This is a genomic window from Neisseria sp. RH3002v2f, from assembly GCF_014596375.1.
GTDB classification, from domain to species: domain Bacteria; phylum Pseudomonadota; class Gammaproteobacteria; order Burkholderiales; family Neisseriaceae; genus Neisseria; species Neisseria cinerea.
Map to the genome: position 1 here is coordinate 20,312 of NZ_MAYZ01000022.1, position 24,439 is coordinate 44,750.

22 protein-coding genes are annotated in these 24,439 nt (G+C 50.8%); 12 read left to right on the top strand and 10 right to left on the bottom strand.

Annotation, left to right across the window (positions count from 1 at the left end):
• Positions 1–49 precede the first annotated feature (49 nt).
• A complete protein-coding gene (locus tag BBW69_RS06280; protein ID WP_188210775.1) occupies positions 50–1,315 on the bottom strand; it encodes a Glu/Leu/Phe/Val dehydrogenase in 1,266 nt (421 codons plus the stop codon).
• Between the two features lie 397 nt (positions 1,316–1,712).
• Between BBW69_RS06280 and BBW69_RS06285 the strand changes: the two genes are divergently transcribed.
• The 4 genes from BBW69_RS06285 (at position 1,713) to BBW69_RS06300 (ending at position 3,823) form a co-directional block, all read left to right on the top strand.
• A complete protein-coding gene (locus BBW69_RS06285; protein WP_107859777.1) occupies positions 1,713–2,420 on the top strand; it encodes a phosphoglycolate phosphatase in 708 nt (235 codons plus the stop codon).
• Between the two features lie 71 nt (positions 2,421–2,491).
• Complete coding sequence (recX, locus tag BBW69_RS06290) at positions 2,492–2,953, top strand: recombination regulator RecX (RefSeq protein WP_188210776.1); 462 nt, start codon at positions 2,492–2,494, stop codon at positions 2,951–2,953.
• Between the two features lie 73 nt (positions 2,954–3,026).
• Positions 3,027–3,188, top strand: coding sequence for a hypothetical protein (locus tag BBW69_RS06295; RefSeq protein WP_003674702.1), 162 nt, complete (start codon positions 3,027–3,029; stop codon positions 3,186–3,188).
• Between the two features lie 152 nt (positions 3,189–3,340).
• Positions 3,341–3,823: an acyl-CoA thioesterase gene (locus tag BBW69_RS06300; protein ID WP_107859774.1), complete on the top strand. Its 483-nt coding sequence runs from the start codon at positions 3,341–3,343 to the stop codon at positions 3,821–3,823.
• A 119-nt stretch (positions 3,824–3,942) separates the two neighbouring features.
• Here BBW69_RS06300 and BBW69_RS06305 read toward each other — a convergent pair whose 3' ends face one another.
• The 6 genes from BBW69_RS06305 to BBW69_RS06330 all read right to left on the bottom strand — a co-directional run bounded on the left by BBW69_RS06305 (position 3,943) and on the right by BBW69_RS06330 (position 10,503).
• Positions 3,943–4,956 (bottom strand): peptidoglycan DD-metalloendopeptidase family protein, encoded by a 1,014-nt coding sequence (locus BBW69_RS06305; RefSeq protein ID WP_188210777.1) that lies wholly within the window; start codon positions 4,954–4,956, stop codon positions 3,943–3,945.
• 102 nt (positions 4,957–5,058) lie between these two features.
• Complete coding sequence (surE, locus tag BBW69_RS06310) at positions 5,059–5,805, bottom strand: 5'/3'-nucleotidase SurE (protein WP_188210778.1); 747 nt, start codon at positions 5,803–5,805, stop codon at positions 5,059–5,061.
• 13 nt (positions 5,806–5,818) lie between these two features.
• Positions 5,819–7,375, bottom strand: coding sequence for a TerC family protein (locus BBW69_RS06315; protein ID WP_188210779.1), 1,557 nt, complete (start codon positions 7,373–7,375; stop codon positions 5,819–5,821).
• A gap of 226 nt (positions 7,376–7,601) precedes the next feature.
• Positions 7,602–8,387 (bottom strand): fimb protein, encoded by a 786-nt coding sequence (locus BBW69_RS06320; protein ID WP_188210780.1) that lies wholly within the window; start codon positions 8,385–8,387, stop codon positions 7,602–7,604.
• Positions 8,388–8,496: 109 nt separating this feature from the next.
• Complete coding sequence (locus BBW69_RS06325) at positions 8,497–9,930, bottom strand: NAD-dependent succinate-semialdehyde dehydrogenase (RefSeq protein WP_188210781.1); 1,434 nt, start codon at positions 9,928–9,930, stop codon at positions 8,497–8,499.
• A 192-nt stretch (positions 9,931–10,122) separates the two neighbouring features.
• Complete coding sequence (locus tag BBW69_RS06330) at positions 10,123–10,503, bottom strand: MliC family protein (protein ID WP_107996614.1); 381 nt, start codon at positions 10,501–10,503, stop codon at positions 10,123–10,125.
• Between the two features lie 493 nt (positions 10,504–10,996).
• Between BBW69_RS06330 and BBW69_RS06335 the strand changes: the two genes are divergently transcribed.
• The 4 genes from BBW69_RS06335 to BBW69_RS06350 all read left to right on the top strand — a co-directional run bounded on the left by BBW69_RS06335 (position 10,997) and on the right by BBW69_RS06350 (position 16,986).
• Entirely contained in the window at positions 10,997–13,078 is a 2,082-nt protein-coding gene (locus tag BBW69_RS06335) for a carbon starvation CstA family protein (RefSeq protein WP_107859768.1), read from the top strand.
• Positions 13,068–13,262, top strand: a complete 195-nt coding sequence (locus BBW69_RS06340) for a YbdD/YjiX family protein (RefSeq protein ID WP_039853870.1) — start codon at positions 13,068–13,070, stop codon at positions 13,260–13,262. Before BBW69_RS06335 ends, BBW69_RS06340 begins: the two co-directional genes overlap by 11 nt.
• Positions 13,263–13,378: 116 nt before the next feature.
• Positions 13,379–13,939: an rRNA large subunit pseudouridine synthase E gene (locus BBW69_RS06345; RefSeq protein ID WP_188210782.1), complete on the top strand. Its 561-nt coding sequence runs from the start codon at positions 13,379–13,381 to the stop codon at positions 13,937–13,939.
• Positions 13,940–14,217: 278 nt separating this feature from the next.
• Entirely contained in the window at positions 14,218–16,986 is a 2,769-nt protein-coding gene (locus BBW69_RS06350) for a TonB-dependent receptor domain-containing protein (RefSeq protein WP_188210783.1), read from the top strand.
• A 124-nt stretch (positions 16,987–17,110) separates the two neighbouring features.
• On the opposite strand, the gene BBW69_RS06355 is transcribed toward BBW69_RS06350, so the two are convergent.
• The 3 genes from BBW69_RS06355 to BBW69_RS06365 all read right to left on the bottom strand — a co-directional run bounded on the left by BBW69_RS06355 (position 17,111) and on the right by BBW69_RS06365 (position 19,804).
• Entirely contained in the window at positions 17,111–18,328 is a 1,218-nt protein-coding gene (locus BBW69_RS06355) for an aspartate kinase (RefSeq protein WP_003674745.1), read from the bottom strand.
• A gap of 201 nt (positions 18,329–18,529) precedes the next feature.
• Positions 18,530–19,258 (bottom strand): ribonuclease PH, encoded by a 729-nt coding sequence (gene rph / locus BBW69_RS06360; RefSeq protein ID WP_107859766.1) that lies wholly within the window; start codon positions 19,256–19,258, stop codon positions 18,530–18,532.
• An 81-nt stretch (positions 19,259–19,339) separates the two neighbouring features.
• Positions 19,340–19,804 (bottom strand): universal stress protein, encoded by a 465-nt coding sequence (locus BBW69_RS06365; protein WP_003674753.1) that lies wholly within the window; start codon positions 19,802–19,804, stop codon positions 19,340–19,342.
• Positions 19,805–19,999: 195 nt separating this feature from the next.
• Here BBW69_RS06365 and BBW69_RS06370 point away from each other — a divergent pair, with 195 nt between their 5' ends.
• From BBW69_RS06370 to pncB, 4 genes are all read left to right on the top strand, one after another.
• A complete protein-coding gene (locus BBW69_RS06370) occupies positions 20,000–20,776 on the top strand; it encodes a ThiF family adenylyltransferase (RefSeq protein WP_107860097.1) in 777 nt (258 codons plus the stop codon).
• Positions 20,777–20,875: 99 nt separating this feature from the next.
• The gene (locus BBW69_RS06375) at positions 20,876–21,721 is read left to right on the top strand and encodes a ScpA family protein (RefSeq protein ID WP_107860096.1); all 846 of its coding nucleotides are present in this window, start codon (positions 20,876–20,878) and stop codon (positions 21,719–21,721) included.
• A gap of 17 nt (positions 21,722–21,738) precedes the next feature.
• Positions 21,739–23,064 carry a branched-chain amino acid transport system II carrier protein gene (brnQ, locus tag BBW69_RS06380; RefSeq protein ID WP_188210784.1) on the top strand — a complete coding sequence of 442 codons (1,326 nt, stop codon included), beginning with the start codon at positions 21,739–21,741 and terminating at the stop codon, positions 23,062–23,064.
• 107 nt (positions 23,065–23,171) lie between these two features.
• The gene (gene pncB, locus BBW69_RS06385) at positions 23,172–24,380 is read left to right on the top strand and encodes a nicotinate phosphoribosyltransferase (protein ID WP_107996607.1); all 1,209 of its coding nucleotides are present in this window, start codon (positions 23,172–23,174) and stop codon (positions 24,378–24,380) included.
• The last annotated feature ends 59 nt before the right edge of the window (positions 24,381–24,439 follow it).

Below are 24,439 nucleotides of genomic sequence, written 5' to 3' on the forward strand. Positions count from 1 at the left end.
ACAAAAATGCCGTCTGAAATGGTTTCAGACGGCATCCTTCATTCAAACATCAATACCAGCCGCGCAGTTTCATCGCTTTTTCAACACGACGGATACTCATCATGTAAGAAGCGGTACGCAGGTCGACATCGTATTCTTGAGCCAAGTTCCAAATATCGCGGAACGCACGGCGCAGGACAACGGTTTCTTTCTCTTGAACTTCGTCAAACTCCCAGTAGTAGCCTTGCAAATTTTGTACCCATTCAAAATAGGATACCACCACGCCGCCGCAGTTCGCCAGAATATCGGGCACGACCAATACGCCGTTTTGACGCAGGATAACGTCGGCTTCGGGAGTAGTCGGGCCGTTTGCGCCTTCAACCACGATTTTCGCGCGGACTTTACCGGCGTTTTCAGAAGTTAGTTGGTTTTCCAACGCGCAAGGGGCAAGTACGTCCACATCCAAAGCCAAAAGTTCGGCGTTGGTAATTTCTTTGCCGTAACCAGCTTCGTTGGTGATGAAGCCTTTTTCTTGGAACTCTTTAAACAGAGCTTCCATATCCAAGCCGTTTTCATTGTAGATAGCAACGTCAACAGTAGAAACCGCAACGACTTTTGCGCCGGATTGATGCGCGTAATAACCTGTGTGGTAACCGACATTACCGAAGCCTTGAATGGCGTAAGTGGCACCCTTCACGTCTTTGCCCAGTTTTTCCAAAGCTTGGACCGCAGCGAGGTTCACGCCGTAACCGGTAGCCTCGGTACGCGCCAAAGAGCCGCCGAACTCAACTGGTTTGCCGGTAAATACGCCCGGTGCGGAATGTTTCATCACGTTTTCATAGGCATCAACCATCCAAGACATGATTTTGCCGTTGGTGTTCACATCAGGTGCGGGAATGTCGATTTTCTCGCCAATCAGCGGAGAAATGGCTTCGGAATAAGCGCGTGCGATGCGTTCCAGTTCCGCTTCGGAATAATCGCGCGGATCCAAGGTAATGCCGCCTTTGCCGCCGCCATAAGGAATACCGGCCACGCAGCATTTGATGGTCATCCAAATCGACAAGGCTTTGACTTCGTCCAAATTCACACCAGGATGGAAGCGCACGCCGCCTTTGTAGGGACCGACGGCGTTGTTGTGTTGCGAACGGTAACCGGTAAAGGTTTTAACCGTGCCATTGTCGAGTTTGACAGGAAAGGTAACTTCCAAAACGCGCTTCGGACTTTTCAGAATTTCATAAACAGCCGGATCGGTTTTCAGTTGGTCACAGGCGGTTTTCACCTGTTTGCGGGCAATTTCAAACGGATTGAGGGTTTCTTTTACAGCAGCATGAGACATTTTGCTTCCTTTCACAAAAAGATTTTCAGCCATCACAGTTATAACTATAACCAATTTCCAAACAAAATGTAATAGCATGTAGTCCAAACCGAGGGGATTTAATTAATCTATATATGATTTTCTTTTCCATGCTGCATGAAAAAAAGCCGGACACTGCCACTAAAAAGTAGTTTTTCATCTTAAAACAGAATGTCCAATTAAATAAAAATATGGAAATCTTTTTATTTTTTAAAAATTTAATCGATATATTGCAAGCCTGCCAGCCACCACGTCCAAGCAATGTACCGACCATCCATCATCACCATTGAAGTCCATTATGATTGTTAACAATCCATACATCGCACCCCGGCTCAAACAATGTTAAAATAAACTCTTGCAATCTACAGGAAGCCAAACTATGAACGCTGCCATCGAACACGTCCAGGCCGTTGCCTTTGACTTGGACGGCACACTGTGCGATTCCGTTCCCGACCTTGCCGCAGCAGCAGAAGCCATGTTGGAACACCTCGGTATGAAACCGCTGCCTGCCAAAGTGGTAGAAAGCTACGTCGGCGACGGCATCGGCAAACTGGTTCACCGTGTTTTAACCAACGACCGAGACCGCGAAGCCGATCCCGAACTGTGGGAAAAAGGTTTCATATCCTATATGGAATACTACCGCGACCATTTAAGCGTCTTCACACGCGCCTACCCCGAAACTGAAGCCGGGCTAGCATTGCTCAAATCTTTGGGCATCCCGCTGGTAATCATTACCAACAAAAACGAAATCCTTGCCGCCGAACTGTTGAAGCAGCTCGGACTTGCCGACTATTTCAGCCTGATACTCGGCGGAGACAGCCTGCCCGAAAAAAAACCCAGTCCCCTGCCGCTGCAACACGCTGCCGAAGTTTTAGGAATTGATGCCGCCAATATGCTTATGGTCGGCGACTCGCGCAACGACATCATTGCCGCCAAAGCCGCCGGCTGCCTGAGTGTCGGCGTTACCTTCGGTTACGGAGACATGACGCTGCTCTCGCAAGATGATGCGACCCGTCCCGACTGGATTATCGGCTCGCTGCCCGAAATTTACGAAAACCTGCAACCGCAGAAAAATAAAGAAGAATAAACAACGCATTCAGGCGACGTAGGAGTCTGCCCCTATATCGTTTAAATGCTGCCGCATACTGAAACCGCCTCATGAAAGCGCAAAAATCACTCCGAGCCCGAGCGATGGACATCCTGTCCCGTCAGGAAGTCAGTCGCCTCGGGCTGCAGCGCAAGCTCGCCCCACATGCCGAAAGCGAAGAAGAGTTGGAAAACGTCTTGAACGAATTTTCCGAACGCAACTGGCAGTCGGATTTACGCTATGCAGAAGCCTATATCCACAGCAAAAGCCGTAAACACGGCTCCCTGCGCCTGAAACAAGCCCTGGCTCAACAGGGCATAGACGAAGAGACAAGCCGAAAGCTGCTTCCGGACAGGTTGAGCGAAAAACAGACCGCCATGGACGTGTTGCGTAAAAAATTCAAACATCCGGCCGCCGACCTTAAAGAAAAACAAAAACAGGCACGCTTCCTCGCCTATCGCGGTTTTGATGCTGATACCGTTCAGACGGCATTGAAACATGCCTGGGATGACGGCTGGGAGGAAGACTGCTGAACTGAATCCTTGAATCTTTTTGCATGACGGCGTAACCTTACCTCCATTTCCAACTTTTCTGATTGAGAATAAAATGTCCGAACAATCCGAGAAAAATCACAACCCGCTTCTTGAAGATGAACGCAAAAACCCGGTTTACCGTATGGGTCAGGCAGTTGCCGGATTCATGCTCGTCGTTTGGGCCGCCGTATTGGCACTCGTGTTTTTCCTAGTCTTCCGTTTTTGGCTTTCCTAAACAAAATGCCGTCTGAAACCTTCAGACGGCATCGGCAGCCCATTTTGGCAGGCTATCCCATCATAGCTTTTTTTAGCTTGAATTCCACTTTCCCATTCCCTAAAATTTTTCCACACTCATTTCAAAATACCCTTTCTTAAAACAGGTACACTATGACACAACAACGCCAACTGCCTTCCCACGAACTCATTATGTCCGAACTGATGATGCCGGACACCGCCAATTTCAGCGGCAACGTACACGGTGGCGAACTCTTGCGCCTGCTCGACCAGGTTGCCTATTCCTGTGCCAGCCGTTACAGCGGCAACTATTGCGTAACCCTTTCAGTAGACAAAGTCCTGTTTAAAGAACCCATCCATGTCGGCGACCTGGTTACTTTCTACGCCAGCGTAAACTACACGGGGCGTACCTCTATGGAAATCGGCATCCGTGTCGAAGCACAAAACATCCGTACGGGAGAAATCCGCCATACCAACAGCTGCTACTTCACCATGGTTGCAGTCAAAGACGGCAAACCCGTTCCCGTACCGCCACTGGAAATCCAGACCGACCGTCAACGCTGCCGCTACGAAAAAGCCAAAAAACGTAAAAACATCAGCCTGCAAGCCTCTGAAGACATGTCCTGCGGCTGCTGACGGCGGCATCCGAAACAGGCATATAGGCCGGTTATCGCCGTCAACCCAAACTATCCTTAAATAAAATGCCGTCTGAAAAGCTTTCAGACGGCATTTTTAGCCTGATTTCAAACAGAAAGTCAGAACGGGATATAGCTGTTCGGGTCAACTGGTTTACCGTTTTGCCGAACCTCGAAATGAAGCTGTGTTCTGGAAGCATCGGTATTGCCCATCAAGGCAACCTGCTGCCCGCGTTTAACCTGCTGACCCTCTCCGACCAGCAACTTTTGATTGTGTCCGTATGCGGTCAGGAAAGAAGAATTATGCTGAACGATAACCAGGTTTCCATACCCCCTCAAACCGGAACCTGCATAAACTACTTTGCCGTCTGCCGCCGCCAAAACGGGCTGTCCCGCATTTCCTGCAATATCAACACCCTTGTTGCTGCCTCCGAAATCGGCAATCACTTTACCTTGCGTCGGACGCTGCCAAACAATGCCGCCAACCGAGCGCGTACCGGATGACGAAGAGGCAGAAGCCTGTGAAACGGCTGGCGCAGGAGCAGAAACTGCTTTATTTTCTACAACGGGAGCGGCAGGTTGCGTCGCTGTTTGTACGGCAGGTTGCGCAGCAGGCTTCACTGTCGGCTGTGCAGCGACTTGTGCAGAGGGCCTACTTTCTGCAACGGCGGTTTTCGGTGCGGTATATCCTGCCGGTTTGACCTTCACGACCTGACCGATGCTGAGCGTATTATCCGCCATCCCGTTCCATGCGCGGAAATCTTCTTGGGAAACATGATAGCGTTTGGAAATATTGTATACCGTATCACCACGCACGACCGTGTGCGTCGCCGCATTGATGTCGACAGGCGCATAAGAAGGAATATATGCACCCGAAACCGCCGGAGAAGGCGGCACATAAGCAGGAGGCGTATAAACCGGCGTACTTTGCACCGGCGGCACATAAGGTGCATCGTTGGCAGGAGCAGGACTGTACGGCGTTGCACCATAAGGGTTGTTGTAGACCGCCGCAGACTGTACAGCCTGCATTCCTGAATTTCCTGCAATGACGGGGGCAGGCTGTTGGGTGGCACAACCGCCCAACAGTGCGGCAACGGAGGCACAAGCTGCCAAAAGTGTCGTTTGTTTCAACATAAGATAACCTTCATGTTCCGATATATAGCCTGAATGCGCTATATCATAATAAAAATGCGCGTTCTTCTCAAGCGCAAAGCCCATCCGCCTTTGAAGAAAGGCTTAGTCCGCATGCCAAAAAGCCGCCGTATCCGCCATCTCCGAATAAGCGGTCAGGTCAATTTGCAGCGGCGTTAGGCTGATAAAGCCTGCCGCGCATTCTCCGAAATCCGTTCCCTCTTCATTATCGGAAACCCTGCCGACCGGACCTATCCAGTAAATCTGCTCACCACGCGGATTTCGCGACGGTACAATACTCTGCTCGTGATGCCGCCTGCCCAAACGGGTAATCTTAATTCCCCTGATTTCATCCGGGGCGACGGCAGGAATATTGATATTCCATAAAACTGGTGAGGAAGGCGGATTCTTGAAGAAATGCGCCAACACCGCCCACACAGCCTTCTCTGCGGTTTCCCAATAGCGTCCCAAACTGTCATTCAAGGAAAAAGCCAATGCGGGAATACCCATCAGATAGGCTTCGGTTGCTGCAGCCACCGTTCCCGAATAAAGCGTGTCATCCCCCATATTTGCGCCACGGTTGATGCCTGAAAACACAACATCCGGCTTGAAGTCAGACAAGGCGGACTGACCGACATGGATACAGTCGGTCGGCGTACCGTTGACATAGTAAAAACCGTTTTGCGCCTGCTTCATCTCCAAAGGCCGGTCCAACGTCAGCGAATTGCTGACACCGCTTCTGTCGCGCTCCGGCGCAACCACCCTGACATTGGCGAATTCTGCCGTTACACGCGCCAAAATGGCAATGCCTTCGGAAAGATAACCGTCGTCATTGGAAATCAAAACATTCATTTCTTATCCTGAATCATTCTTCGGAGAGTTTGGTAATCCTGACCCGTTCGATGCGCTGTCCTTCCTTCTCGATCACTTCAAACCGCCAACCGTGAAAATCGGCAAAATCTCCAACATCGGGAATATTTTGCAGCTCTTCCATAATCAACCCTGCAACTGTATGGAAATCAGCATCTTCCTCCTGCTGCGGCAAATTAAGTTGAGGGGCAAGTTCGACATATTCTAACGAACCTTCCACCGTCAGGCTTTCGTCGGGATTTTCTTGAACGGACGGCTCTTCTTCCCGTTCGAATTCTTCAGGGAAATCGCCGGCAATGGTTTCAAGCAGGTCTTTCATGGTTGCCATACCCAATACCGCACCAAACTCGTCTACGATGAGGGCGTAATCCGCACTGCTTTGCCTAAAGAGCTCGATTGCCCCCAGCGCAGTGGTACTGTCGGGCAATACGAGCGGTTGGCGCAATGCCGTCTGAATGTTGAGTTCCCCTGTTTCGAGCAGTTGGGCAAGCAAGTCTTTTTTATTGACATAACCCAACGGTTCGTCAACACCTGCCTTACCGACAACAAGCAGGCGGCTGTAAGGCGTATTTTGCAGTTGGGCATACTGTTCTTCCCGGCTTTGGGAAATATCCAGACGCTCAATGTCGCGCCGAGGAATCATGATGCCCGGAATCGGACGCTCGGCAAGCGTTAAAACACTGCGTATCATGGATTTCTCGTTTTCTTCAAAATGGGCGTCGTCTTCGGCTTCATTACCCGCTTTGGCCAGCACGCTCTCGCGTATACCCATCATACCCAAGACATTTTCAGCAGTCCGTTTGCGCCAAGAGCTGCTGATATAGTCGTTCTTACGGCTGTTCCTCTGTGAAATCTGGTTAAACAGTTCTATCAGGATGGAAAAACCGATAGCGGCATAGAGATAACCTTTAGGGATATGGAAATGGAACGCTTCTGCAATGAGGCTGAAACCGATCATCAACAAAAAACCAAGGCAAAGCATCACGACCGTAGGGTGTCTGTCGACAAATTCGGTCAAGAGTTTGCTGGCGGAAATCATTACAGCCATCGCGACGACCACCGCACCCATCGCCACGACGATATGGTCAACCATCGCCACTGCGGTAATGACCGAATCAATGGAAAATACGGCATCCAGTATCAGGATTTGTACGACCACGCCCCAAAACGGCGCATGTTTTTTCTGGCTGTCGGCAACGGTAAAACGGTTATGCCCTTCAAGGCGTTCATGCAATTCGGTTGTGGCTTTGTACAGCAGGAAAATGCCGCCGGCAAACATAATCATGTCCTTGCTGGAAACAGAAAGGCTGCCGACTTGGAACAGAGGCCGGGTCAGCGTGATGATATGTGCCATAAAGGCAAGCATGATGATGCGGATAACGACTGCCAACCCCAGGCCGGTAATCCGTGCACGATCCCGCTTTGCGGGTTTGACCTTATTTGCCAAAATCGCCACAAATACCAGATTGTCTATCCCAAGAACAACTTCCAAGACCAAAAGTGTGGCAAAACCTATCCAAGTATGCGGTTCTGCCAACCAACTGAAATCCATGATTTTTGTATTCCTTAATGTTCCAACGCAGAAAGGCAGCCTGAAACGTTCAAGCTGCCTGAACAAACTGCATACGCAAAAAACAGCAGGCGGAACAGCCGCCCTGCCCGCAGTATTTCATATATACGCATACCTTCCGTAAAAACGGGACACACAGTTTAACATCTCATAATGCAACGGCAAAACAAGCCATGCCGTCTGAATCGGATTCAGACGGCATGGGAAGCTACTTGGAAATAAAACCGTCTATCGGCGCATAACCTTGAGCATTTCCCTGCTTGTCCATCACCACAATCCAATCTTTCTGCCTGCTGCTGGTAAAAGGCAGGTAATACCAGTCTTTATCTTCAGAAATACCTGCCTGTTTCAAGATTTGGGCGACCGTGGTCTTTCTTGCATAAGCCAGTTCTTTCAGTGGTTTCATCGCCTTACGTATCCTCTCCGCCTCTTGGTCGGAATAAGGCAGCCACTGATCCGGACGCATGCTCGGCTCTATGCCCTGCAACGACAACTCCAACGATTTGTTTTGCTCATCCGCATCGGCAGGTTCTTTCAGCGCAACCCGGCGGATACCGGACAACGACAGGCTCTGCAGCCCTTCCGGCGCCTTGTGCAAATCCTCAACCACCACTTCGGCGGCGGTAACAATATTAATCCTGTCTTTTTCAAAAGCCTCTATCACAGGACGCGCCAAAGAAACGCTGTGCAAACCGTACACCAGTGCTGCAAACTGAATCATACCGATCAAAGAGAAATCAACCACGCGCTCTTTGATTTTCTTTTTCGGACTTGCCAATATCAGCGTCAACAGGGGTCCGCATACAATATCGACAGCCACCACCAGCTTATAAAGCGACAGCCCTCCCGTCAGCTCGGCATAAGGATAAGGATACCAAACCTTAAAAACCAGCAATGCCGCCAGCCCTGCAACCGATAGGCTGATTAAGAGGTGCCAGCCCGCACTTTTCAAGGCAAAACGCCATCTCGGGACTGTTTTTCCGTTTTCCATCATATCTTAATTCAAATCAAAAATAACCGTAAAAACAGGGCGCATTGTACAACAGATAAAGACTCCTTAAAATGCGGCACCGTCTGAAAACCTGCCGTTCAGACGGCATCCGTCACCCGACATCAATGCACAGATATTTCAATTCTAAATATTCGTCCGCACCGTATTTGCTGCCTTCACGTCCCAAACCGCTGCGTTTCACGCCGCCAAACGGTGCTACTTCATTACTGATTAAACCCGTATTGATGCCGACCATGCCGTATTCCAAGGCTTCACCGACGCGCCATTGACGGGCGGTGTCGGAGGTGAAAAGGTAAGCTGCCAAACCGTATTCCGTATTGTTCGCAGCCTCGATGACCTCGGCTTCGGTTTCAAAACGGAATACCGGACACAAAGGCCCAAAGGTTTCCTCGCGAGCTACCGCCATTTGCTCCGTAACGCCGCTTAAGACAGTCGGTTCGAAAAACGTTCCGCCCAACGCGCTGCGTTTGCCGCCGGTCAGACAACTTGCGCCTTTAGCAAGCGCGTCAGCAATGTGCTGCTCGACTTTTTCCACCGCTTTTTCCTCAATCAGCGGCCCTTGGTTTACGCCATCCTCCAAGCCGTTGCCCAATTTGAGCTCGGCTACTTTTTCACTCAATTTGCGGCAAAATTCGTCGTAAATCCCCGATTGAGCGTACACGCGGTTGGTGCAGACGCAGGTCTGGCCGCTGTTGCGGAACTTGCTGGCAAGCGCGCCTTCGACGGCTTTGTCCAAATCGGCATCGTCAAACACGATAAATGGCGCGTTGCCGCCCAGTTCCAAACTGAGTTTTTTAATGTCCGCCGCGCTGTCGGCAAAGATTTTCGCACCGACTTCGGTCGAGCCGGTGAAGCTGATTTTGCGTACAGTCGGGTTCGTGGCAAATTCATGGCTGATTTCCAAAGCGCGGCCGCTAACGACGGGAAGCAAATCCTGCGGCACGCCCGCTTCGTAAGCCAATAGCGCCAGCGCATACGCGCTCAGGGGCGTGAGCGATGCAGGTTTGACTATTATCGCACAGCCCACCGCCAAAGCAGGTGCAGCCTTACGTGCAATCATCGCAGATGGGAAGTTCCACGGCGTAATTGCGGCAGTAACGCCGACAGGCTGTTTCAACACGACCAGTTTTTGCGATGCTTTCACACTCGTCAGCACATCGCCGTCAATCCGCCGCGCCTCTTCGGCAAACCAGCGCACAAACGAAGCCGCATAATCAATCTCACCGCGCGACTCGGTCAGACTTTTGCCCTGCTCCATCGTCATGAGACGCGCCAGTGCTTCTTTGTTTTCCTTTATCAAAAAATACCAACGCCACAACACATCGGCGCGTTCCAACGCAGTTTTTGCCGCCCATAATTTTTGCGCTGCCGCCGCCTTTTGAATCAACAACTTGAGGCCGTCTGAACGGGTTGTGCGGACAAACGCCAAAGTCTCGCCTGTTGCCGGATTATCGACTTTGATGCCGTCTGAAACCGGGGAAAGGAAAATATCGGGGTGCGCAATCAGATATGAAAAATCATACATTTCGTTTCCTTATATACAGGGTTGCCGACTTTGGATATCTGTTTGATGAAGCAATATACCTTTTTGCAGAAATCATCATCTTCATCCCCGAAAACTGCAAACTCTTCCATGCTGTCTGAAATATCCGCCCCAGACGGCATAAAAGAGAAAACCGTCCGACACAATCGGACGGCAACCCGAACCTTGTTCTATTTAACGGATACGGCAGGAGGTTTCAACAACATTGCCGTACGCATCTGCAAAACCGAAGAAGGCTTCGCCACCTTTCTGATGCCACTCCGCCCCGTGTCCGAACAGACCGTTTTCTGCAGTATAACGTTCACCTGATGCAGCAACGGCGGAAGACAAAACAGCACGTTTGTCATCCAAACGTAATTCAACCTTTCCGCTGCCTAGCTGACGGACATGTACGGACAAACCGTTCTCACATGAGAATACCCCATCCGAAACCTGAGTAACCGTATGTTGAACAGGCTGCATAGAATCGTATCTGCCATGATGATGAAGTTCAGGCGCGGCACAAGCAGCAAGAAGTAAAACCGATACGGCCGGTGTAAAGAATTTGATATTCATGAAAACTCCTCAATAAGAAACAAAATATAAATTAACCGCCCTGATTCCTTACCGACGGCTGTATCATACTATAAACAGATTCCCTTCTGCACAAGCCGGATAACCCGAATTTACCCAAAGTCCATGAATATACAGATTATATAATCCATCTTTAACATTCTGATATTACCATTCTGTCTGCCTATGCCTTCCGAATACGCAATCCCCCTCCCGTCACTCCGGCAGAAATGTAAAATTCCCTCAAATAGCAGGTAAAAACTATTATCACAGTGTCAACTTGCGTTAAAATTACTCACGCTGTTCAGTGGTTTTGCACATATTTTCCCATTCCGTTTTTACGCAAAGGTAAGAATAGGTGCTCTGCTAAACCCACTGTCTCGGCCACTTTATCAATCAGTCAAACTCCGGTTTGTGTCGGCATCGGATTACGGGTAGCCAACCGTTACCCGTCCGCTCCGACATATCCCGACAGTATGAGATAAGGATTAATTCCATGAAATCACTCAAAACGTTCCTCATTTGGGGTATTGTGGTTTTGGTCGGCGTAGCGTCCTTTACCACTTTAGCCCTCAGTCGGGGCGAGCAGGTCAGTGCGGTATGGATGGTCACCGCCGCCGTATCGGTGTACTGCATCGCTTACCGTTTTTACAGTCTCTACATCGCCAAATATGTGATGCAGCTTGATCCGAACCGCCTCACGCCCGCCGAACGGCACAATGACGGTTTGGACTATGTGCCGACACACAAAGGCGTATTGTTCGGACACCACTTTGCCGCGATTGCAGGCGCAGGTCCCTTGGTCGGTCCCGTACTGGCTGCGCAAATGGGTTATCTGCCTGGTACGCTGTGGATTATCTTCGGCGTAGTGTTCGCCGGTGCGGTACAAGACATGATGGTTTTATTCGTCTCCATGCGCCGCGACGGTAAGTCTTTGGGTGATATCGTCAAACAAGAACTCGGCACCGTGCCGGGTGTGATTGCGTCTATCGGTATTTTGATGATTATGGTCATCATCATGGCTGTGTTGGCGCTGATTGTGGTGAAAGCACTGGTTCACAGCCCTTGGGGTACGTTTACCATTGCCGCAACTATGCCGATTGCGCTGTTTATGGGTATTTACACCCGCTATATCCGTCCGGGCAAAATCGGCGAGATTTCCATCGTCGGCTTTATCCTGCTGATGCTAGCCGTAATTTACGGCGACAATGTGGCGCAAAGCTCCATCGGTCACTGGTTTGACCTTGACGGCATCCAGCTCACCTGGGCGATTATGATTTACGGTTTCGTGGCTTCCGTATTGCCGGTATGGCTGCTGCTGACTCCGCGCGACTATCTCTCTACCTTCCTGAAAATCGGTACGATTGTCGCACTCGCCATCGGTATCCTCATCGTAGGTCCTGCGCTGCAAATGCCTGCCGTGACCCACTTTATCGACGGTTCCGGCCCTGTATTCTCAGGCGCATTGTTCCCGTTTCTCTTTATCACCATCGCCTGTGGTGCGGTTTCAGGCTTCCACGCGCTGATTTCTTCCGGTACTACGCCGAAAATGCTGGAAAACGAAACCCACGTCCGCATGATCGGTTACGGCGGTATGTTGATGGAAAGTTTCGTAGCCATTATGGCACTTGCCGCCGCCGCATCGCTTGATCCCGGCGTGTACTTCGCCATGAACAGCCCTGCCGCCCTGATCGGTACGGATGCCAATACCGCCGCCGAAGTGATTACCACTAAGCTGCAATTCCCTGTCGATGCCGCAACCCTGTTGCACACCGCTAAAGAAGTCGGCGAAAACACCATCCTTTCCCGTGCAGGCGGTGCACCTACCCTCGCAGTCGGTATGGCACACATTATGAGCCGTCTGATTCCGGGCGAAGCCATGATGGCATTCTGGTATCACTTCGCCCTGTTGTTTGAGGCCTTGTTCATCCTGACTGCCGTCGATGCCGGCACGCGCGTCGCACGCTTCATGATTCAAGACTTGGGCAGTATCTTCTACAAACCTTTCGGCAACACCGACTCCATCCCTGCCAACCTGGTTGCGACCTTCTTCGCCGTGGCATTGTGGGGCTACTTCCTCTACACCGGCGTGACCGATCCGTTGGGCGGCATCAACTCACTCTGGCCTTTGTTCGGCATCGCCAACCAAATGCTGGCAGGCGTAGCCTTGATTATGTGTGCCGTTGTGTTAATTAAGATGAAACGCGACCGTTATGTCTGGGTGGCACTCGTTCCTGCCGTCGGCGTACTGTTTGTAACCTGCTACGCCGGTCTGCAAAAACTGTTCCACAACGACCCGCGCGTCAGCTTCCTCGCCCATGCCGGCAAATACAGCGACGCATTGGCTAAAAACGAAGTCCTTGCACCCGCTAAAGACATCGGCGAAATGTCGCAAATCATCTTCAACGACCAAATTAATGCCGGTCTGACCGCATTGTTCCTCTTAGTCGTCGTCATCGTTGCCATCTACGGCGTACGTACCGCCATGAAAGCACGCAAAGTCGGCTGGCCAACCGCCAAAGAAATCCCGGCAGTGTACCGTGACGGCAAACAACCGGAGGCACAAGGTGAAGCGTAAACTCGCTGCTTGGTGGGAAACCGCCAAACTGACCGCCAACCTCATGGCAGGCGTGCCCGATTATGAAAACTACGTTGCACAACAACGCAAACATAATCCCAACGCCCCCGTCATGACCGAGCTGCAATTTCAAGACTACTGCCGCAAACGCCGCTGCGGTGCAAACGGCGGACGCTGCTGTTAAACCTGCTTGAAAACAAATGCCGTCTGAAACCAATTTCAGACGGCATTTTATCTTGAAGTTCCACACCAAAAGGCAAACGGCTACAATATCCGGCATCAAGCCCCTATAGACCAACCATGAAAAACCTTATCATCTTCAATAAACCCTATGGCGTTATCTGCCAATTTTCACCGCACGAAAAACACAAAAGCCTGAAAGACTTTATCGATCTTCCCGGTTTCTACCCTGCAGGCAGGCTGGATACCGACAGCGAAGGGCTGCTACTGCTGACCGACGACGGCTGGCTTCAGGCAAAAATTACCGACCCCAAATTCAAACACCCCAAAACCTACTGGGCGCAACTGGAGGGCATACCCGACGAAACCCGGTTGGAAAGGTTAAGAAAAGGAATAGACTTAGGCGATTTCGTTACCCGTCCGGCAACCGTCCGCATCTTGAAACACGAAGAAACAGATCCGTTATGGGAGCGTATCCCCCCGATACGCGTCCGCAAAACCATTCCCGATTTTTGGATAGAAATCACCATCTCTGAGGGAAAAAACCGCCAAGTCAGACGCATGACTGCCAAAGCAGGATACCCCTGCCTGCGCCTGGTCAGAGTAGCCAGCGGCAGACTGAAACTATTTGATTTGGATTTAAAACCCGGAGAATGGATATACGCTCCGTTCAAGCCATAAAGCCGCATTGCCCTGCCATTATCCTTTTAAACCCGCTTCTGCTGCTTCTGTACAGTTTGACCGCATCGGCATTTTACAACAGCCGGCAAACCTTATTTTGCATCGGATTACCATTTAGAAAACTCGGATCTGCATTTGAAAACAAACAAAACTCATCATTTTAAATACAAATAGCATCAATATTTATCTTTATTCCAACTTTTCTTCATCATTCTGATGTTTATTTATATTGAAAAGTGATATCATGGCAAATTTATTTGATTACATTTGAGGAAAATATGAGATCTTCTTTCCGGTTAAAGCCGATTTGTTTTTATCTTATGAGTGTTATGTTATATCATTATAGTTATGCAGAAGATGTAGGACGCGCGGGCAGTGAGGCGCAGATACAGGTTTTGGAAGATGTGCACGTCAAGGCAAAGCGCGTACCGAAAGACAAAAAGGTATTCACCGATGCACGTGCCGTATCGACCCGTCAGGATATATTCAAATCCAGCGAAAACCTCGATGCCATCGTCCGCAGCATACCCGGTGCGTTTACACAGCAAGATAAAAGCTCGGGCATTGTGTCTTTGAATATTCGCGGCGACAGCGGGTTCGGACGGGTCAATACGATGGTGGACGGTATCACGCAGACCTTTTATTCGACTTCGACCGATGCAGGTAGGGCTGGCGGTTCTTCGCAATTCGGCGCATCTGTCGATAGCAATTTTATTGCCGGCATGGATGTCGTCAAAGGCAGCTTCAGCGGCTCGGCAGGCATCAACAGCCTTGCCGGTTCGGCGAACCTTCGGACTTTAAGCGTGGATGACGTCGTACAGGGCGACAATACCTACGGACTGCTGCTAAAAGGTCTGACCGGAACCAACTCAAACAAAGGCAATGCGATGGCAACGCTAGGTGCGCGCAAATGGCTGGAAAGCGGAGCGTCTGTCGGTTTGATTTACGGACACAGCAGGCATAGCGTGGCTCAAAATTACCGGGTGGGCGGCGGCGGGCAGCACATCGGAAATTTTGGTGAAGAATATCTGGAACGGCGCAAACAGCAATATTTTGTACAAGAGGGTGGTTTGAAATTCAATTCCGACAGCGGAAAATGGGAGCGGGATTTACAAAGGCAATACTGGGGAACCAAGTGGTATAAAAAATACGAAGACCCTCAAGAACTGCAAAAATATATCGAAGACCATGATAAAAGCTGGCGGGAGGACCTGGCGCCGCAATACGACATCACCCCCATCGATCCGTCAAGCCTGACACAGCAGTCGGCAGGCAATCTGTTTAAATTGGAATACGACGGGCTGTCCAACAAATGGACTGCTCAATTTCGCGATTTAAACACCAAAATCGGCAGCCGGAAAATTATCAACCGCAATTATCAGTTCAATTACGGTTTATCTTTAAACCCATATGCCAACCTCAATCTGACCGCCGCGTATAATTCGGGCAGACAGAGATATCCGAAAGGGTCGAAGTTTACAGGCTGGGGACTTTTAAAGGATTTTGAAACCAACAACAATGCAAAAATCCTTGACCTCAATAATACTTCCTCCTTCCAACTGCCCCGTGAAACCGAGTTGAAAACCACTTTGGGTTTCAATTATTTCAACAACAAATACAGCAAAAACCGCTTCCCTGAAGAATTAGGCCTATTTTTCGACGGCCCCGACCAGGACAGCGGCCTTTATTCCTATTTGGGGCGGTTTAAGGGCGATAAAGGACTGTTGCCTCAAAAATCAACCATTGTCCAACCGGCTGGCAGCCAATATTTCAACACTTTCTACTTCGATGCCGCGCTCAAAAAAGACATTTACCGCTTAAACTATAGCACCAATACAATCAACTACCGTTTCGGCGGCGAATATACAGGCTATTACGGCTCGGAAGACGAATTTAAGCAGACATTCGGAGAAAACTCGCCGATATACAGGGAACATTGCAATCCGAGCTGCGAGCTTTATGAACCCGTATTGAAAAAATACGGCAAAAAGCGCGCCAACAACCATTCGGTTAGTATTAGTGCGGACTTCGGCGATTATTTCATGCCATTTGCCGGCTATTCGCGCACACACCGTATGCCCAACATCCAAGAAATGTATTTTTCCCAAATCGGCGACTCCGGCGTTAACACCGACCTAAAACCAGAGCGCGCAAACACTTGGCAATTTGGCTTCAATACCTATAAAAAAGGATTTTTAAAACAAGATGATATATTAGGATTAAAACTGGTCGGCTACCGCAGTCGCATTGACAACTACATCCACAACGTTTACGGGAAATGGTGGGACTTGAATGGGGATATCCCGAGCTGGGTTGACAGCACGAGGCTTGCCTACACCATCCAACACCGCAATTTCAAAGACAAAGTACACAAACACGGTTTTGAGTTGGAGCTGAATTACGATTATGGACGTTTTTTTACCAACCTTTCTTACGCCTATCAAAAAAGCACACAACCGACCAACTTCAGTGATGCGAGCGAGTCCCCCAACAATGCCTCCAAAGAAGACCAACTCAAACAAGGTTATGGGTTAAGCAGAGTTTCCGCTCTGCCGCGAGATTATGGACGTTTGGAAGTCGGTACGCGCTGGTTGGGCAACAAACTGACTTTAGGCGGTGCAATGCGCTATTTCGGCAAGAGCATCCGCGCTACAGCGGAAGAACGCTATATCGACGGCACCAACGGGGGAAATACCAGCAATGTTCGACAACTAGGCAAACGCACCATCAAGCAGACTGAAACCCTTGCCCGCCAGCCTTTGATTTTTGATTTTTACGCCGCTTACGAACCAAAGAAAAACCTTATTTTCCGCGCCGAAGTCAAAAATCTGTTCGACAGGCGTTATATTGACCCACTCGATGCGGGCAATGATGCGGCAACGCAGCGTTATTACAGCTCGTTCGACCCGAAAGACAAGGACGAAGACGTAACGTGTAATGATGATAAAACGTTGTGCAACGGCAAATATGGTGGCACAAGCCAAAGCGTATTGACCAATTTTGCACGCGGACGCACCTTTTTAATAACGATGAGCTACAAGTTTTAAAAGCGGGAAAGGGTTTTATCCGTCCGGCGAATCAAAATATGCCGTCTGAACGTTCAGACGGCATACAAAACGGCACAGCCCGATAAAGGCTGTGCCGTTGCTAATTAGACACCGACTCAGGCAATCAGCCCAAATCAAAGGCTTTATGCAATACCCTGGTTGCCAGTTCCATATATTTTTCATCAATCAATACGGAAACTTTGATTTCAGAAGTTGAAATCATTTGGATGTTGATGCCTTCTTCTGCAAGGGTACGGAAGATTTTGGCGGCTACGCCAACGTGCGAACGCATACCCAAACCGACTGCGGAGACTTTGCACACGGTGTCGTCGCCGTCGATAGAAGCCGCGCCGATACTGTCTTGACGTTCCGACAGGATTTCCAAAGTCTGTTTGTAATCTCCGCGCGGTACGGTGAAAGAAAAATCGGTTGTGCCTTCGCTGCCGACATTTTGGATAATCATATCGACTTCGATGTTAGCATCGGCAACTGCGCCTAAAATCTGATAGGCAACGCCGGGCTTGTCGGGTACGCCGCGCACGTTGATGCGGGCTTGGTTTTTATCGAATGCGATACCGGTTACGGCAGCTCTTTCCATGTTGTCGTCCTCTTCAAAGGTAATTAAGGTGCCGTTGCCGCCGTCTTGCAGGCTGCTCAGTACGCGCAGGCGCACTTTGTATTTTCCGGCGAATTCTACTGAACGGATTTGCAAAACTTTCGAACCGAGGCTGGCCAGTTCAATCATTTCTTCAAATGTAACCGTATCCATGCGGCGCGCTTCGGGTACGACGCGGGGGTCGGTGGTGTAAACGCCGTCTACATCGGTATAGATTTGGCATTCGTCCGCTTTGAGGGCTGCAGCGAGCGCAACGGCGGAAGTGTCGGAACCGCCGCGTCCGAGCGTGGAAATATTGCCTTCACTGCTGATGCCTTGGAAGCCGGCAACGATGACGACTTTGCCATCAGCGAGGTCGGCGCGCATTTTTTCGTCATCAATGCTTTCGATGCGGGCTTTGGTGTGGGCAGTATCGGTTTTAAGGGCGACCTGCCAGCCTGTGTAGCTTTTGGCATCCACGCCGATATCCTTCAATGCCATTGCCAAAAGGCCGATGGTTACTTGTTCGCCGGTAGCTAAGACGACGTCCAGCTCGCGCGGATCGGGATGCTCCTGCATTTCGTGCGCCAACGCAACCAGACGGTTGGTTTCGCCGCTCATGGCGGATACGACAACGACGATATCGTGTCCTTCGGCGCGGGCTTTAGCGACACGTTTGGCTACGTTTTTAATGCGTTCGGGCGAGCCTACGGATGTGCCGCCGTATTTATGTACGATTAACGCCATGTTTCGTGCTTTCTTGTGTAGGGTTGGTCGGGCAGCATGGTTTGCTGGAAAAGGGCTTATTATTACTATTTTTTATACAGAGTTCAAGAACGGGCAAAGATTTCTCCGACCCTTTTCGAAACCTGCCCTGCAAATGCCTGTTGTTTCATATTGCCGACAAAATGCCGTCTGAACGGTTTTCAGACGGCATACGGACAATAATTAAGCAACGGACAATGCATTTTGCTGATATCGCACCAGCTCTCTTATGCCTTGTTCGGCCAGTCCGATCAGTTTGCCCAATTCTTCCAAACTGAATGGCGCGCCTTCCGCCGTCCCCTGTATTTCGATGATTTTCCCCGATGCGGTCATAACGATATTCACATCACTGTCGCAACCGGAATCTTCAGGATAATCTAAATCTAAAAGCGGCACTCCACCGACTATGCCGACGGATATGGCGGCAACGGCCTCACGAATCGGATTTTCAGTCAATATGCCGTCTGAAATCAGCTTTCCGACGGCAATGTGCAGTGCCACAAATGCGCCGGTAATAGATGCCGTACGCGTACCGCCGTCTGCCTGAATCACGTCGCAGTCAATCAGGATTTGGCGTTCGCCGAGTTTTTCCATATCCACGACCGCGCGCAGCGACCGTCCGATAAGGCGCTGGATTTCCTGAGTACGCCCGGACTGTTTGCCCACCGAAGCTTCGCGGCGCATCCGGGAAGCGGTGGACGCAGGCAGCATCCCGTATTCTGCCGTTACCCAGCCTTGGTTTTTACCGCGCAAAAACGGTGGGACATTTTCATCCACGGAAGCGGTACAGATAACTTTGGTATTACCGCATTCAATAAGACACGAACCGTCCGTATGCGGCAGGAAATGAGGGGTGATTTTGATATCGCGCAGGCTGTCGGCGGCGCGTGAGGTGCGGATGTAATCAGGCATACTGCCCTCCCGTTAAAAACAGATAAATTAAAAAGCCTTAAATATGAAAAATCACATTTAAGGCCTTCAAACTGAAAATTTCTACGCCTCTTCGGCTTTGCTGCGGATAATCAAAAGCGGCAGGTGGCTTTGGCGCATTACCGTTTCGGCAAAACTACCCATCAAAAGGTGCATCAGCCCGGTACGTCCATGCGTACCCAACACCAGCAGGTCGGCACCGTTTTCATCGGCATAATCGACCAAATCCTGTGCCATTTCGCGCGCGCCTTTATTCGCCACCAAGAGATGTTTGACCGTATTTCCAACCCCCAGTTCGCGGGCACTCCGCTCGGCATTATCCAAAACCTCGTTACCTTGTGCAATGGCGGCTGCCTCGTAACTCTCGTGTTGCAAAAATTCAGGAGCAAGCGCCATATATTCGGCAGGATTGGCAACGTGCACCAAAGTCAGGCGCGCGCTGTTGACTCCTGCAAGTTCGGCGGCATGTTTCAGGGCATTGATGGAAGTTTCACTGCCGTCAACGGCAACGACCAGATGTTTGTACATATCGTATTCTCCTTTTGCACCGTCTCACGGTGCCGTCTCTTCAGGTTTGCGCAAAGGCAGTCTGCGCCGTTTCATTATAGACCCGCCGTCAGGTTTTATACAACAGCGCGCCCGCTTTCCAGTATAATGTGCGGCTCGGACGGACAGTTCTGCCGTCTTCTGTTTATTTATTTCCGACTTCCCCTGGATTTGACCATGTCCGATACCGGTTTGACTTCTTCGCGACGCTTCGGAGGCATTGCACGGCTCTACGGAGATGAAGCTCTCTCACACTTTGCCCGCGCTCACGTTTGCGTGGTCGGCGTAGGCGGAGTCGGCTCTTGGGCTGTCGAAGCTTTGGCAAGGACGGGCATTGGACATTTAACCCTGATTGATTTGGACAATGTCGCCGAATCCAATGTCAACCGCCAGCTGCACGCCCTGACCGACGACTTCGGCAAGGCGAAAGTTACCGCCTTGCGCGAACGCGTCGCCCAAATTAACCCAGAATGCCAAGTATTTGAAATTGAAGATTTTGTCAGCGAAGACAATATCGAAACCCTATTTGGCAAGGGCTTTGATTTCGTCATTGACGCCATCGACCAAGTCCGCGTCAAAGCGGCAATGGCTGCTTATTTTGTGAAAAACCGTCAGCCTTTTATCATCAGCGGCGGCGCAGGCGGACAGAAAAATCCCGCCCTGATTCAAACCGCCGACTTAAGCCGCACCACACACGACCCTTTGCTTGCCAACCTGCGCTATACCTTACGGAAACGCTACGAATTCAGCCGCGATACGAAAGCAAAAATGCGCGTGCCTTGCGTGTATTCGACCGAAAATATCGTGCCGCCACAGTCTGGGGAGGCTTGTTCGGCAGATGCCGCACCTCAGGGGTTGTCATGCGCGGGCTACGGTGCAAGCATGCTCGTTACCGCTTCGTTCGGACTATATTGCGCACAGGCGGTGGTGGAACACATCGCAGGCAAAAAATAAAATGCCGTCTGAACATCTGCCCGACCACATTACGCGTGAATGCCGGCGGATTGTTTTCTTTTGTTAACTTATATTAAAATGCATTATTCGATTCACGCCATGCCGCCCATCCCTGCCCTATCCGCACCATCCGAGCACACTGTCGCATGGGTATTCGGTCAACCCGTTACCGATTTGCCCCAGGATTTGTTTATTCCGCCCGATGCATTGAAAGTCGTATTGGGCAGCTTCCAAGGCCCTTTGGATCTACTGCTGTATCTGATCCGCAAACAGAATATCGACGTACTGGATATTCCGATGGTGAAGATTACCGAACAGTATCTGCACTATATTGCCCAAATGGAAGCATATCAGTTTGATTTGGCGGCGGAATACCTGCTTATGGCGGCCATGCTGGTTGAAATCAAATCCCGCCTGCTGCTGCCACGCCCCGAGGAAATCGAGGAAGGCGAGGTCGACCCGCGTGCCGAGCTGGTACGCCGCCTGTTGGCTTATGAACAGATGAAGCTGGCGGCACAAGGATTGGATGCACTTCCTCGTGCAGGCAGGGATTTCGCATGGGCATACCTACCTCTGGAAATTGCCGTCGAAGCCAAGCTGCCCGAAGTCTATATTACCGACTTGACGCAAGCGTGGCTGGGTATTTTGTCTCGGGCAAAACATACGCGCAGCCACGAAGTGATCAAAGAAACCATCTCCGTGCGAGCACAAATGACGGCAATCCTGCGCCGTTTGAACGGACACGGAATATGCAGGTTTCACGACCTGTTCAATCCCGAACAGGGTGTGGCTTACGTGGTCGTTAACTTCATCGCACTGTTGGAGCTTGCCAAAGAAGGATTGGTCGGAATCGTACAGGAAGACAGTTTCGGAGAAATCCGAATCAGCCTCCATCATGAAGGGGCGCATTCAGACGGCACGACCGGGACAGAAACACCGGATTGACCTATTTAAAAAGGAACATGATGACAAGCAAACAAAACCAAGCCTCATTATGGGCGGTCGGACTCATGCTGTTTGCCCTGTTTTTCGGCGCAGGCAACCTCATCTATCCAGCGTATCTCGGCCAACAGGCGGGAGAAAACTGGCTGATTTCCATGCCCGGCTTCTTATTGACCGGCGCAGGCCTGCCGCTATTGGGCGTAATCGCCATCGGCTACTCGGGTTCCCGTGATGTCGAAGCACTCGCCTCGCGTGTCGCGCCCTGGTACGGCGTAGCGTTTGCCGCCTCCCTCTACCTTGCCATCGGTCCGCTGTTCGCCATGCCTCGGACGGCGACGGTTTCCTTTGAAATCGCCGTTTTACCGCTGATCGGCAATCTTTCCCCGAATATGGCTCAGGCAGTATTCAGCCTGCTTTTTTTCGGGCTGACTTACTGGCTTTCGATGTCTCCGGGCAAATTGGTTGACCGCATCGGAAAAATCCTGACGCCCGCACTCCTGCTGACCATCGCCGTATTGGTCGGTTATGCCGCACTCAACCCTATCGGCGCACCGCTTGCCGCACAAGGTGATTTTGCCGTCCGCCCGATGATTAAAGGCATTTTGGAAGGCTACGGCACGATGGACGCCCTCGCCTCACTCGTCTTTGCCATTATCGTTATCGACGCCGTCCGCGCCATGGGTGTCGACAACCGTTCGGACCTGCTGAAAACCACCGCCATATCAGGCCTGATGGCTGCAGGCTGCCTTGCTGCAGTTTACCTGCTGATAGGCTATATGGGGGCAACCAGTGTGGCGGGAATCGGTTTACAGGAAAACGGTGCGCTGGTATTGTCGAAATCGGCACAATACTATTTCGGACTGGGCGGCAACCTGCTGCTGGGCGTTATCGTACTGCTTGCCTGCCTGACCACCGCTGTCGGCTTGGTTACCTCATGCGCCGAATATTTCAACCGTCTCTGTCCGGGCATTTCCTACAAAACCTTCGTCATCATCAATACGCTGGTTTCCATTGTCTTGACAAACAAGGGTCTGTCAGCCATCCTGCAGATTTCCGTCCCCATGCTCATGCTGCTTTATCCGCTGACCATTGTACTCATCCTGCTGGCCCTGACCGACAGGCTGTTCGGCAGCAGCCGCATCGTCTATTTCTGCACCATAATGCCCGCACTGGCGGTCGGCCTGCTCGATGCATACAAAACCGCCTTCGGTTTCAGCGAAACGGCAGCAAAAGCCATCGACAAAGCCCTTCCCCTATACAGCATAGGACTGGGTTGGATTATTCCCTCTTTAACCTGCTTTGCCTTAGGCTGCCTGCTCAATGCGGCCGTAAGGAAAAAATCCTGAAACCATGCCGTCTGAAAGACCTTCAGACGGCATTTTCGGTACACAGTGCAAATGTGATGTGTTCTAATACGTCCTAAGCCGCCACCAGAAACCGGGAGAACCGCCGCATGACAGGCATCATACATTCACTTCTTGACACCGATCTCTACAAATTCACTATGCTGCAAGTGGTTCTGCACCAGTTTCCGCAGACACACAGCCTTTACGAATTCCGATGCCGCAATGCCTCAACTCCCTATCCGCTTGCCGATATCAAGGAAGACTTGGAAAAGGAACTTGACTCACTCTGCCAACTGCGCTTCACCCATGACGAACTCGGCTACCTCCGCAGCCTGCGTTTCATTAAAAGCGATTTTGTCGACTATCTCGAACTCTTCCAGCTCCAGCGCCGCTTTGTCGAAGTCGGCACCGATGCCGAAGGCCGTCTGAACATCCGTATCGAAGGCCCCATGATTCAAGCGATGTTCTTTGAAATCTTCATCCTTGCCATTGTCAACGAACTTTACTTCCGCCGCCTGGAAACCCCTGCGGTCATAGAAGAAGGCGAACGCCGGCTTCAAGCCAAAGCCGCGCGTCTGAAAGAAATAGCCGCCACACAGAATCCGGACGATCCGCCCTTCCTGATTTCCGACTTCGGCACACGCCGCCGCTACAACCTCCCATGGCAGGAACACGTCATACGCACCCTGCTTGAAGCCGCCCCCGGCATCGTACGCGGGACCAGCAACGTTTATCTCGCCAAAAAACTCGGCATTACCCCCATCGGCACCATGGCGCACGAGTTCCTGCAGGCATTCCAGGCCCTCGACGTACAATTGCGGAATTTCCAAAAAGCCGCGCTCGAAAGCTGGGTACACGAATACCGCGGCGACCTCGGTATCGCATTGACCGACGTGGTCGGCATGGATGCCTTCCTGCGCGATTTCGACCTTTATTTCGCCAAGCTCTTCGACGGTTTGCGGCATGATAGCGGAGACCCCTACGAATGGGGGGACAAAGCCTACACACACTATAAAAAACTCAAAATCGACAGCCGAACCAAAATGCTGACCTTCTCCGACGGACTGGATATCGACCGATCTTGGGCTTTGCACCAATATTTCAAAGACCGCTTCAAAACCAGTTTCGGCATAGGCACCAACCTGACTAACGATATGGGACATACGCCTTTGAATATCGTGTTGAAACTGGTCGAATGCAACGGTCAGTCCGTCGCCAAGCTCTCCGATTCCCCCGGAAAAACCATGACCAACAACAATACCTTCCTTGCCTACCTGAGGCAGGTATTCGGCGTTCCCGCCGTACAAACATCCTAGTCCCCGGCAACAATCCCACAATTCCTATTGCTGCCGTACAAATTCTTTTAAAATACCGC